The sequence below is a fragment of the Flavobacterium sp. genome, assembly GCF_036405015.1.
In the GTDB taxonomy this organism is placed as follows: domain Bacteria; phylum Bacteroidota; class Bacteroidia; order Flavobacteriales; family Flavobacteriaceae; genus Flavobacterium.
Map to the genome: position 1 here is coordinate 1 of NZ_DASWYK010000064.1, position 11,901 is coordinate 11,901.

11 protein-coding genes are annotated in these 11,901 nt (G+C 34.0%); 7 read left to right on the forward strand and 4 right to left on the reverse strand.

Annotation, left to right across the window (positions count from 1 at the left end; genetic code table 11):
• Positions 1 to 1,112, reverse strand: a 1,112-nt coding sequence (locus VGE71_RS05155) for a choice-of-anchor I family protein (RefSeq protein WP_331137341.1), incomplete at its 3' end; no start/stop codon positions are given.
• Between the two features lie 184 nt (positions 1,113 to 1,296).
• Between VGE71_RS05155 and VGE71_RS05160 the strand changes: the two genes are divergently transcribed.
• Together VGE71_RS05160 and VGE71_RS05165 are read left to right on the forward strand one after the other, a co-directional pair.
• Positions 1,297 to 2,337: an agmatine deiminase family protein gene (locus VGE71_RS05160; protein ID WP_331137342.1), complete on the forward strand. Its 1,041-nt coding sequence runs from the start codon at positions 1,297 to 1,299 to the stop codon at positions 2,335 to 2,337.
• Positions 2,338 to 2,551: 214 nt separating this feature from the next.
• Positions 2,552 to 3,736: an endonuclease/exonuclease/phosphatase family protein gene (locus tag VGE71_RS05165; RefSeq protein WP_331137343.1), complete on the forward strand. Its 1,185-nt coding sequence runs from the start codon at positions 2,552 to 2,554 to the stop codon at positions 3,734 to 3,736.
• Between the two features lie 177 nt (positions 3,737 to 3,913).
• On the opposite strand, the gene fahA is transcribed toward VGE71_RS05165, so the two are convergent.
• Positions 3,914 to 5,197 carry a fumarylacetoacetase gene (gene fahA, locus VGE71_RS05170; protein WP_331137344.1) on the reverse strand — a complete coding sequence of 428 codons (1,284 nt, stop codon included), beginning with the start codon at positions 5,195 to 5,197 and terminating at the stop codon, positions 3,914 to 3,916.
• A 109-nt stretch (positions 5,198 to 5,306) separates the two neighbouring features.
• Here fahA and glyA point away from each other — a divergent pair, with 109 nt between their 5' ends.
• From glyA to VGE71_RS05190, 4 genes are all read left to right on the forward strand, one after another.
• Positions 5,307 to 6,581, forward strand: a complete 1,275-nt coding sequence (glyA, locus tag VGE71_RS05175) for a serine hydroxymethyltransferase (RefSeq protein WP_331137345.1) — start codon at positions 5,307 to 5,309, stop codon at positions 6,579 to 6,581.
• Positions 6,582 to 6,718: 137 nt separating this feature from the next.
• Positions 6,719 to 7,312, forward strand: coding sequence for a tRNA-(ms[2]io[6]A)-hydroxylase (locus VGE71_RS05180; RefSeq protein WP_132079980.1), 594 nt, complete (start codon positions 6,719 to 6,721; stop codon positions 7,310 to 7,312).
• A 194-nt stretch (positions 7,313 to 7,506) separates the two neighbouring features.
• Complete coding sequence (locus tag VGE71_RS05185) at positions 7,507 to 8,547, forward strand: GMP reductase (protein WP_331137346.1); 1,041 nt, start codon at positions 7,507 to 7,509, stop codon at positions 8,545 to 8,547.
• Between the two features lies 1 nt (position 8,548).
• Positions 8,549 to 9,046, forward strand: a complete 498-nt coding sequence (locus tag VGE71_RS05190; protein ID WP_331137347.1) for a GNAT family N-acetyltransferase — start codon at positions 8,549 to 8,551, stop codon at positions 9,044 to 9,046.
• Here the strand turns inward: VGE71_RS05190 and VGE71_RS05195 are convergent.
• Both VGE71_RS05195 and VGE71_RS05200 read right to left on the reverse strand, forming a co-directional pair.
• Positions 9,043 to 9,492 (reverse strand): hypothetical protein, encoded by a 450-nt coding sequence (locus VGE71_RS05195; protein WP_331137348.1) that lies wholly within the window; start codon positions 9,490 to 9,492, stop codon positions 9,043 to 9,045. The genes VGE71_RS05190 and VGE71_RS05195 overlap by 4 nt on opposite strands.
• Positions 9,493 to 9,598: 106 nt before the next feature.
• The gene (locus VGE71_RS05200) at positions 9,599 to 10,177 is read right to left on the reverse strand and encodes a pentapeptide repeat-containing protein (RefSeq protein ID WP_331137349.1); all 579 of its coding nucleotides are present in this window, start codon (positions 10,175 to 10,177) and stop codon (positions 9,599 to 9,601) included.
• Between the two features lie 156 nt (positions 10,178 to 10,333).
• Between VGE71_RS05200 and aspA the strand changes: the two genes are divergently transcribed.
• A complete protein-coding gene (gene aspA, locus VGE71_RS05205) occupies positions 10,334 to 11,743 on the forward strand; it encodes an aspartate ammonia-lyase (protein WP_331137350.1) in 1,410 nt (469 codons plus the stop codon).
• Positions 11,744 to 11,901 lie beyond the last annotated feature (158 nt).

Consider the following 11,901-nt stretch of genomic DNA (forward strand, 5'->3'; position numbering starts at 1 on the left):
AAATCTCCATCACCGTCTGTATCTCCCATATCAGCAACTAGATTTAATCTTCCCATGCTAGGATCTAATTTTAAAGCAGCTGCATCTGGAAAAACTGTTGCATCCAATTTCAAGCTTTTCATACGCTTAACATCAGAATAAGCGTTGTATTCTCTTGCATCACCTTCGTTAGCAGTTACAAAATATGGAACATTATTTACTGTATAATGAGTAATAGCATCCGGCATATAAAGTCCTTTTACTTTCCAAGGATTGAAAGCAATTTTATCATCACTGTCACTTACATCAATTGCGTTTTCAGCAGTATTGTAATCTTTTAAACCTAAAGGATAAATAGCAGTAATAGTTTTAGAAGTCAAATCAACTTTTGCAACACCGTTGTTTTCTTGTAAAGTTACCCAAGCCGTTTTAGAATCGTCAGAAATAGTGATGTATTCTGGCTCGATATCTTGAGCAAAACTAGTTTTAGCAAATTTAGAAATTCTAAATCCATCTTTTGCTAAAGCAGCTGCCTGACTTGCAAACGAAGCGAAATCTAAAGTTGTAACAGTATAAGTGCTAGTTTCGATAATAGAAATAGTTCCGTTTGGATCTTGTGTATAATCTGTATTTGGTTCTCCTTCGTTAGCAGTCATAATATATTTTCCATCAGGAGAAAAAGTTACCATATCTGGCAAAGCTCCAACAGTAACTTGTTTGATTAAACTGTAATCAGAAGTATTAAAAACAACTACTTTTCCGTTTGCTTGTTTATTTGCAGTAGATTCTAAAGCAACAGCTAATTTTCCGTCAAAAACAGAAACACTGTTTGCAGCACCTTCATAAGATGCTAAATCAATTTTTCCAATTTTCATTGGTTTAGTAGGGTCAGCAATATCAATAACATCAATTTGGTTTACACCGCTATTGTTTACTGTAAATAATCTTTTTGTTTTTTCGCAGTAAGCAGAAATTTCAGCAGCAGCTTCTCCACCAATAGTGATAGAACCAATTTCTTTAAAAGTTCCTGGATTCTCGTTAACAGAAAATTCTGGTTCGTTGTTTTTTTCATCATTATTACAGCTTGCCAAGATCAAAAGGGCAGCCATTAATGAGATTGATAATTTTTTCATGTGTTAGTTTTTAGTTTCGGCAAAAGTAATTCTGAGCTTTCTGTTAAATATTAAGGATGCATTATGAAATCTTTAACTTAAATTTTGCAGGATATTATTTGTGAAATTATGTACGAATTTCACTCAAATGTTTTATAATCCTAACGAATGCTTATCTTTGCACTTTCTAAATTAGAACGAATTTATGTCAACAAATAATAGAAGATTTCCGGCAGAGTGGGAAAAGCAACAAGGAATTGTATTGTGTTTTCCGCATAATGGTAACGATTGGCCAGGAAAATATGAAGCAGTTCAATGGGCTTTTGTAGAGTTTATTAAAAAAGTAGCCACTTTTGAAACCGTTTTTTTAGTGGTAGCCGATGAAAAACTAAAAGAAAAAGTTGCAGATATGCTTGAAAGAGCTCGCGTAAAGCTTGAAAATATTTCTTTTATTATTCATAAAACCAACAGAAGCTGGATGCGTGACTCAGGACCGATTATTGTAAAAAACGGCTCTAAAAGAGAAGCTTTAAACTTTAATTTTAATGGTTGGGCAAAATATAAAAACTATCAATTAGATAAATTTGTTCCAGGTAAAATTGCTGATTTTATTGATGTTCCTTTAACGCAAGTAATGTATAAGGGAAAACCTGTAATTGTGGAAGGTGGTGCAATTGATGTAAACGGAAAAGGAACTTTATTAACTTCTGAGGAGTGCTTGATGCATCCAACAATTCAAGTAAGAAATGCTGGTTTTACGAAAGAAGATTACGAAGCTGTTTTTAAAGAATATCTTGGCGTTACCAATGTAATTTGGTTAGGTGACGGAATCGAAGGTGATGACACACATGGACACATCGACGATTTATGCCGATTTGTAAATGAAGATACGATTGTAACGATTGTTGAAACCGATAAAAACGATTCAAATTACAAGCCATTACAGGATAATTTGAAACGTCTTCAGAATGCAAAATTAGAAAACGGAAAATCGCCTGTAATTGTAGCATTGCCAATGCCAAAACGTGTTGATTTTGAAGATTTACGTTTACCAGCAAGTTACGCTAATTTCTTGATTTTGAATAATTGTGTTTTAGTGCCAACATTCAATGACAGCAATGATCGTGTTGCTTTGAATATTTTAGTAGAATGTTTCCCAGATCGTGAAGTAATAGGTATTAGCTGTATTGATTTCATCTGGGGATTCGGAACCTTGCATTGTTTAAGTCAGCAGATTCCTGCATAAAAATAGTAGTCACAAGTTAGAGGGAAATTATTTTGACCATCTTAATCTGTGATAAAAATGTCTGATATACAGAGATTTTCTTATGTTATTAAAGCTGTCACTTTTAGTGACAGCTTTTTTTTGACGCATATTTAACAAAGAGATTTGCTACGTGTCGCGACAACCTTCTTATATTCGTATAGTCAACAATGCAGAAATGCAGATTTAATTTTATATGAAGAAGATACTTTTTATCCTTTCCGTGCTTTCTTCCGGAGTCCTTTTTTCACAGTCTGATTCACAAGAAAAAAATGAACTTACATTTGCTACCTACAATGTAAGTATGGAATCGGATAATTATTCTCCCAAAGGAGCAATGGGAAAATCAGAGCAGCTATTGATTCAACAGCTTAGTTCGGGGCATAATGCTCAAATCAAAAATATTGCACAGATTATTCAAACCGTTAGACCAGACGTTATTCTGCTAAACGAATTTGATTACATTAAAGATCCTGAACTTGGTGTAAAGGCATTTATTAAAAATTATTTGAATGTAGGTCAAGGTGGAGCATCAGCAATTGATTATCCTTATTACTATTATTCAACAGTGAATACGGGGCAGCCAAGTCCTTACGATTTGAACAATGATGGGAAGTTGAGTAGTTTTGCAAATGATGCTTGGGGATTTGGTAATTATCCTGGACAATACGGGATGATGCTTTTATCGAAATATCCTATTGATGTTAATGCGATTCGTACTTTTCAACATTTTAAATGGAAAGATATGCCAGGAGCTTTACTTACCAAAAAAGCAGATGGATCAGATTGGTACAGCAAGAAAGCATGGAATGAATTTCCATTATCTTCAAAATCTCACTGGGATGTTCCAGTTCAGATTAACAATCAAACAATTCATGTTTTAGTTAGTCATCCAACTCCTCCTACTTTTGATGGTGCTGAAGATCGTAATGGGAAAAGAAATCATGATGAAATTCGATTCTGGAAAGATTATATCTCAGATAATTCAGCTTCATATATTTATGATGATAAAGGGATAAAAGGTGGTTTGCCGTCAAATTCTCGATTTGTTATATTGGGAGATCAAAACGCTTCGCCAGTTGAAGGAGATGCTATTAGAGAAGGTATAAAGTCTTTAATAGAGAGTCCGAAAATTAATAGTGATTTTACGCCTGCGAGCAAAGGAGGTGCAGAATATAGTCCTGAAAACCCTTTTGGAATTAATCATACTGCTTTTTGGAGAATGCGTGCTGACTATGTATTACCATCCAAACTTGGATTTAAGGTTGTTAACAGTGGTGTGTTCTGGCCTGCAAAAGGCGAACCAATGGAGACATTAGTAGAAAAACGCGAATCAAGCTCAGATCATCGTTTGGTTTGGGTGAAGGTAGTTTTGGAATAGCTATTTCTTTATTTTTTGTTTCACGCAGATTTTTTTTGAATAGTATGTTAGAATAATCCGCGGAATCTGCTTAAATTTTTAAATCTGCGAGAAATAAAACTTTAGATAATTTCTTAAATAAAAAAGCTTGTTAGTTCATTCTAACAAGCTTTTTTATTAATGTATACTATCTTCTCTTCATTGTCTAATAAAAGGAGGTAAAAGTTGACTTGAAACTTCTCCAAATCCAATTCGTACTTCGGCATTTTCACAGAAACCACGAATGATTACAGTATCGTTATCTTCAATAAATTTACGTTCGCTTCCGTCATTTAACTTCAAAGGATTTTTACCGCCCCAAGTTAGTTCCAACATAGAACCAAAACTATCAGGAGTTGGACCAGAAATAGTTCCAGAACCCATCATGTCACCAGAGTTTACACGACATCCGTTTGAAGTATGATGTGCTAATTGCTGGCTCATTGACCAATATAAATATTTGAAGTTTGATTTTGAAATAACAGTTTCTTCTTGATCTTCAGGTTTTAAAGATACTTCCAAATGAATATCAAAAGCTTTTTTCCCTTTTGTTTGTAAATAAGGAAGCGGTGCAGGATCTTGTTTTGGTCCTTTTGTTCTAAAAGGCTCCAAAGCATCCATAGTCACAATCCAAGGTGAAATTGAAGTTGCAAAGTTTTTAGCCAAGAATGGTCCAAGAGGTACATATTCCCATTTCTGAATATCACGAGCGCTCCAGTCGTTCAATAAAACCATTCCGAAAATATAATCTTCAGCTTCATAAGTTGGAATGTTTTCGCCCATTACATTTACATCTGTAGTAATAAAAGCCGTTTCCAATTCAAAATCTACTAAACGTGAAGCACCAAAAACAGGTGTGTCGTGACCATTTGGTAACGTTTGTCCCATTGGTCTGTGAACTGGAATTCCTGATGGTACAATTGTAGAACTTCTTCCGTGGTATCCAACTGGAATGTGAAGCCAGTTTGGTAGTAAAGCATTCTCAGGATCACGGAACATTTTACCTACGTTTGTAGCGTGTTCTTTACTAGAATAAAAGTCTGTATAATCACCAATTAAAACTGGTAATTGCATTTCTACATCTTCTATCTTAAATATAACAATATCTCGGTGTTTTGTTGAATCTCTTAATTGCGGATTGGTTTCGTCAAAGATCTCAGCGATACGATTTCGAACCAGACGCCATGTTTTTTTTCCGTCAGAAATAAAATCATTTAGCGTATCCTGCATAAACATATCATCGGTTAATTCTATTCCTTCAAAATAGTTTAATTGTTGTAAAGCCCCTAAATCTATGGCGTAATCACCGATTCGTGTTCCTACGGTAACGACATTTTCTTTGGTAAGAAACACGCCAAAAGGAATATTCTGAATAGGGAAGTCGCTATTTTCTGGCACTTCTAACCATGATTTTCTACTGGTATCGTTGGCGGTTATAGGCATGTTTAATGTTAATTATTTGTTGAAAAATTACATGTCAAATATATCATAATCTAGCAGTTTGACAAACGTTTTTTTGTATTTTTGCGTGAAATTAACGAAAAACATAAAAATGCAACGCGACGAACAAATTTTTGATCTTATCCAGGAGGAAAAAGAAAGACAAATTCACGGACTAGAGCTTATCGCTTCAGAAAATTTTGTAAGTGATGAAGTAATGCAGGCAGCTGGGTCTGTTTTAACTAACAAATATGCTGAGGGATATCCTGGCAAAAGATACTACGGCGGTTGCGAAGTAGTTGACGTTATTGAGCAGATTGCAATTGACAGAGCTAAAGAATTATTTGGAGCTGAATATGCAAACGTACAGCCTCACTCAGGTTCTCAGGCAAACACTGCAGTTTACCACGCATGTTTAAATCCTGGTGATACTATTTTAGGTTTCGATTTATCTCACGGAGGTCACTTAACTCACGGTTCTCCTGTAAACTTTTCAGGTCGTTTATACCGTCCAGTTTTTTACGGTGTAGATGCTGAAACTGGTCGTTTAGATTATGATAAAATTCAAGAAATTGCAACTAAAGAACAGCCAAAATTAATCATCGCTGGTGCTTCTGCTTATTCTCGTGATATGGATTTTGCTCGTTTCAGACAAATTGCTGACAGCGTAGGAGCAATCTTATTTGCAGATATTTCTCACCCTGCAGGTTTAATTGCAAAAGGATTATTAAGCGATCCAATTCCGCATTGTCATATTGTTTCTACAACAACACACAAAACATTAAGAGGACCGCGTGGAGGTCTTATTTTAATGGGGAAAGATTTCCCAAATCCACAAGGATTAACAACTCCAAAAGGAGAAATCAGAATGATGTCTTCTTTATTGGATTTAGCTGTTTTTCCAGGAAATCAAGGTGGACCTTTAATGCACATTATTGCTGCTAAAGCGGTTGCTTTTGGTGAAGCACTTAAAGATGAGTTCTTTACTTATGCAATGCAATTACAAAAAAATGCAAATGCAATGGCTGATGCTTTCGTAAAAAGAGGTTACAACATCATCTCTGGCGGAACTGATAACCACATGATGCTTATTGACTTAAGAAATAAAAATATTTCTGGTAAAGAAGCTGAAAATGCATTAGTAAAAGCTGAAATTACAGTAAACAAAAACATGGTTCCTTTTGACGATAAATCTCCATTTATCACGTCTGGAATTCGTGTTGGAACAGCTGCAATCACAACTCGTGGTTTAGTTGAAAAAGATATGGAAACTATCGTAGCTTTAATCGATAAAGTTCTTACAGATCATACAAACGAAGATCTTATCGAACAAGTTGCTGAAGAAGTAAACGAATTAATGAGCGAAAGACCAATCTTCGCGTACTAAATTAGTTTAAAGTTTAAGGTTTCAAGTTTAAAGTTTTGCGACGCGTAAAAAATACGCAGAACAAAACTTTAAACTTTTTTCGTTCCTAATAGAACCTGAAACCTGAAACAAATACAACAAAACAAACAAAAAAGACTATGGGCGTATTAAGATTACAATTGCCAACCGACCCAAGATGGGTAAATATTGTTGAGAAAAACATTGAAGAAATCTTAACAGATCACGCTTGGTGTGAGCAGAAAGCAGCAACAAATGCGATTACGATTATTACGAATAACTCTGAACACCAAGATTTGGTGAAAGATTTATTGGCTTTAGCCAAAGAAGAAATCGATCATTTTGAGCAAGTTCATAATATCATCATCAAAAGAGGATTAAAACTAGGACGCGAGCGTAAAGACGATTACGTAAACGAACTATACCAATACATGAAAAAAAGCGGAGACGGAAGCCGTGTTTCTGGTCTTGTGGAAAGATTATTATTTTCAGCAATGATCGAAGCTAGAAGTTGCGAACGTTTTAAAGTGCTTTCTGAAAATATTAAAGACGAAGAATTAGCTCTTTTTTATAGAGAATTAATGGAAAGCGAAGCAGGACATTACACCACATTCATAACTTACGCTCGTAAATACGGAACAGGAATCGATGTTGAGAAACGTTGGAGAGAATGGTTGGCATTTGAAGAATCTATCATTACCAATTACGGAAAAGGCGAGACGATTCACGGGTAGTTTTTAGTGTTCAGTCGAAGTCACAGTTTTCAGTTTGCTTTGTGAATCTTTGCGTTATCTTTTGTGAATCTCTGTGAAATTTTAAAGCAAATCAAAAGCTTAAATTGTTCACAAGTTCAGCCTTTTGTTAATCTAAAATCAGCAATCTAAAATCTAAAATTCCGTACATTTGAGAGTAACCAAAATCTCGAACTATGAGAATAGAAATGGACCTGAAATTAGGATTTAAAGATGTAATGTTTAGACCTAAAAGATCAACGTTAAGAAGTAGATCTGAAGTTAGTTTAGAACAAAATTTCAAGTTTTTGCACAGTACTTCAAGCTGGACAGGAATTCCGATTATGGCAGCTAATATGGATACTGTTGGAACTTTTGAAATTGCAAAGGTTTTGGCAGGAGAAAAGCTCTTTACGGCGATTCATAAACATTATACTTTAGAAGAATGGAATAATTTCTTGAAAAACGTCAGTCCAGATTTCTACGATTATATTGCAGTTAGCACAGGAACAGGAAAAGAAGATTTTGAAAAAGTAAAACAGATTATCGCATCAAATTCTCAGTTAAAATTTATTTGCATTGATGTGGCAAATGGCTATTCAGAGCATTTTGTTCAGTTTTTAAAACAGACTCGTCAACAATATCCAGATAAAATAATTATCGCAGGAAACGTCGTTACAGGCGAAATGACCGAAGAACTACTTTTAGCTGGCGCTGATATCGTTAAAGTCGGAATTGGCCCAGGTTCTGTCTGTACAACTCGCGTAAAAACGGGAGTAGGTTATCCGCAACTTTCTGCTATTATCGAATGTGCGGATGCCGCGCACGGATTAGGCGGACACATTATAAGCGACGGTGGCTGTACAACTCCTGGGGACGTTGCCAAAGCTTTTGGCGCAGGAGCCGATTTTGTAATGTTAGGCGGAATGCTTGCTGGACATACCGAAAGCGGCGGTGAACTAATCGAAATAAAAGGAGAGAAATTCAAACAATTTTACGGAATGAGTTCCAAAACAGCAATGGATAAACATTCAGGAGGCGTTGCAGAATATAGAGCAAGCGAAGGAAAAACAGTTCAAGTTCCGTTTAAAGGCGATGTGATTCACACTGTTTTAGATATTTTAGGCGGAATAAGAAGCACTTGTACTTATGTTGGAGCTTCCAGATTAAAAGAACTCACAAAACGAACCACTTTCATCCGCGTAAGCGAACAGGAAAATCAAGTTTTTACAAAATAATATGATTCAAATTACAGAAGCATCGATTGAAGATATTGCTAAAATTCAAGAGATTGCACACATAACTTGGCCAATTACGTATGGCGAAATTTTAACGACAGAGCAATTAGAATATATGTTAGATTTAATTTATTCTGATGAAGCTTTATCAAAGCAAATTCAGAATAAAGAACAATTGTTCTATTTAATTTCGGATTCTAATTCTGTAATTGGTTTTATCGGAATTGAGCACAATTACAAAAATGAAGCGGTAACCAAAATTCATAAAATTTATCTTTTACCAGAAACACAAGGAAAAGGTTTCGGTAAAATAGTTTTTGAAGAAATCGGGAAAATGGCTTTGGAAAATAATTCAAAAGACCTTTTATTAAATGTAAATCGCTTTAATACGGCTTTTAATTTCTATAAAAAACTAGGTTTTGAAATTAAAGAAACTGTTGATATAGAAATTGGAAACGGTTATTTAATGGAGGATTATGTGATGGGGAAAAAGCTTTAACCAAGACCATTTACTCGAAAATCAAAGAAAGTTTTATTATCTAAATTATATTTTATATTCCAATAATAACTACCTCCATCCGCAACATCGTACCATTCTGTTTTCCATTTTTCTTCTGAAGAGTTTAAATCTTTATTCCAAAGAAAATTTACATAAATAATTTTCTCACCTTTTTCATTGTAAAAGCCAATATATTGTCTTTTATATTTTTTTAAGTTTTTATGAATTAATGGTTTGAATTTGCTAGTGTTGATAGCTTCTATGTTTTTATTTAATAAAATTTCTAATTCATTGATTTCAGTAGAGGTTGGAGTAAAACGATTATCGAAAAGATAACAATCATAATCTTTTGGAAAAATTACTCCTATATTTTTAAATGAGGTTACTTTTTGCGAATATGTTATTATGTGAAAGATTAAAAAAAGTAGAACTGATAGTTTTTTCATTTATTTTACCTTTTAAAAATTATGCTTTGTTATGAGAAAAAATCCGTTTTTATCAGCGTTTTGCAACGCAAATCCGTTTCATCTGCGTTCCAATCATTAGAAGAAGCTACGTTACAATAATATCATGCTTAAACAACAACCCTTTCACTTCACTCAAAGAAAAAACAGCTTTCTTCAATTTAGTTTTTGATGGGTCGATAGTATAATTAAAACTGGTTTTAAAATCGGCTTTGTTGGCGATAGCTTTGGAAAATTCAGAACGATATAAGTCACAATTATAAAATACTACATTCGTCAAATCTGCTGCCATAAAATCGACAGAAATTAAACTACAGTTGGTAAAAAATGTTCCTTTTAATTTTAGAGTGTAAAACTTAGAAAAGTCCAAGATACAGTCATTAAATTCGATGTCAAATATTAATTTATCGCACATTGCAAAATTGACGTCTTTAATTTCGCAGCGGTTAAATTTTGCAGTTCTAAAAGCAACATAATTAATTTTGGCCTCATTGAAAATACAATCATTAAAAACACAATCAATAAAAGTAACAGCCAAGAAAGTACATGCCGAAAAATTACAATTATTAAAAACGCAGCATTCGAAATCCTTAAAATTCAGATCGTCTTTGGCGTAAATAATCGTATTGTATTCTTTATCAAGAAAATATTCGCTTTCTTTTTTCAACTCTTCGCAGTAATTTTTTTGGTTGAAAAGGTACTAATTTACTATAAAATAATTTGAATAAATTATAAATGATTTTGATTTCATTGTCATTTTTTATTCATTAAAATGCTGTAGCTTTACACTTATTTTCAAGTTTAAAATACATCATTATACGATATGGAACCAACAAGAAAAGAGCATGATTTTCTGGGAGAATTAGAAATTCCAAATCATTTATATTACGGAATCCAGACTTTTAGAGCGGTAGAAAACTTCAATATTACTGGAATACCAATTTCAAAAGAACCTTTGTTTATCAAGGCGTTAGGTTATGTGAAAAAAGCAGCCGCTTTGGCAAATAAAGATTGTAATGCCATCGATTCGAAACTGGCAGAAGCCATTTGTTATGGAAGCGATCAGGTAATTGCTGGTAAATTTGATCAAGAATTTGTGAGCGATTTAATTCAGGGTGGAGCAGGAACTTCTGTAAACATGAATGCCAACGAAGTAATTGCGAATATCGGATTAGAATATTTAGGTCATAAAAAAGGAGAATACCAGTTTCTTCATCCCAATAATCATGTAAACTGTTCGCAGTCTACAAATGACGCTTATCCATCGGCATTTAGAATTGCTTTGTATTTGAAAATGGAAAGCTTTATTAAAACTTTTGCAGGTTTGGAAGTCGCTTTCGCTAAAAAAGGAGAAGAATTTAAAGAAGTTCTAAAAATGGGAAGAACGCAATTGCAAGACGCTGTTCCCATGACTTTAGGACAAGAATTTAAAGCGTATGCAACGACAATTGGAGAAGATATTCAACGTTTAAAAAATGCTCAGGAGTTATTGTTGGAAATCAATATGGGCGCAACGGCAATTGGAACAAAAGTAAATGCTCCAGAAGGTTATCCAGAAATCTGCGTAAAATATTTAGCTGATGAGGTTGGAATTCCATTGACGCTTTCGCCAGATTTAATTGAAGCAACGGTAGATACGGGGGCTTATGTTCAGATTATGGGAACTTTAAAACGTTCTGCGGTTAAAATCTCTAAAATCTGTAACGATTTACGTTTATTGAGTTCTGGACCAAGAACAGGTTTAAACGAAATTAATTTGCCAGCGCGTCAGCCTGGTTCGTCTATTATGCCAGGAAAAGTGAATCCAGTAATTCCAGAAGTGGTAAATCAGACTTGTTTTTATGTAATTGGTCAAGATTTAACCGTAACAATGGCAGCAGAAGCAGGACAATTGCAATTGAATGTAATGGAACCAGTGATTGCTTTTGCGATGTTTACTTCGTTAGATTATCTTTCGAATGCAATTCAGACTTTAATTGATAAATGTATTAACGGAATCACAGCAAACGTTGATCATTGTTATAATATGGTGATGAACAGTATCGGAATTGTGACGCAATTAAATCCGATTATTGGTTATGAAGAAAGTGCCAGTATTGCGGGCGAAGCTTTAAAAACAAACAAAAGTGTACATCAAATTGCTGTTTTAGAAAGAAAATTAATCACACAGGAAAAATGGGATGAAATTTATTCTTTAGAGAACTTAATTCATCCAAAGTTTATCACAAAATAGTTTTTTATAGATTCAAAGCAAAAAGCCGTTAATTATTTAACGGCTTTTTGTTTTGGAGTAATAAATCTGATTTTAATTCGTAACATGTTGTAAATTAGAATTATATTTACGTTGTGTTGCTGGTTTTTAATAAAATAAACTTTTTTAAATGGTGAATT

Excerpts from the sequence above, each read along its gene's own strand:
- VGE71_RS05190 (WP_331137347.1), top strand. The coding sequence starts at position 8,549 with ATGATTCAAATTACAGAAGCATCGATTGAAGATATTGCTAAAATTCAA.
- VGE71_RS05160 (WP_331137342.1), top strand. The coding sequence starts at position 1,297 with ATGTCAACAAATAATAGAAGATTTCCGGCAGAGTGGGAAAAGCAACAA.
- aspA (WP_331137350.1), top strand. The coding sequence starts at position 10,334 with ATGGAACCAACAAGAAAAGAGCATGATTTTCTGGGAGAATTAGAAATT.
- VGE71_RS05195 (WP_331137348.1), bottom strand. The coding sequence starts at position 9,492 with ATGAAAAAACTATCAGTTCTACTTTTTTTAATCTTTCACATAATAACA.
- VGE71_RS05180 (WP_132079980.1), top strand. The coding sequence starts at position 6,719 with ATGGGCGTATTAAGATTACAATTGCCAACCGACCCAAGATGGGTAAAT.
- fahA (WP_331137344.1), bottom strand. The coding sequence starts at position 5,197 with ATGCCTATAACCGCCAACGATACCAGTAGAAAATCATGGTTAGAAGTG.
- VGE71_RS05185 (WP_331137346.1), top strand. The coding sequence starts at position 7,507 with ATGAGAATAGAAATGGACCTGAAATTAGGATTTAAAGATGTAATGTTT.
- VGE71_RS05165 (WP_331137343.1), top strand. The coding sequence starts at position 2,552 with ATGAAGAAGATACTTTTTATCCTTTCCGTGCTTTCTTCCGGAGTCCTT.
- glyA (WP_331137345.1), top strand. The coding sequence starts at position 5,307 with ATGCAACGCGACGAACAAATTTTTGATCTTATCCAGGAGGAAAAAGAA.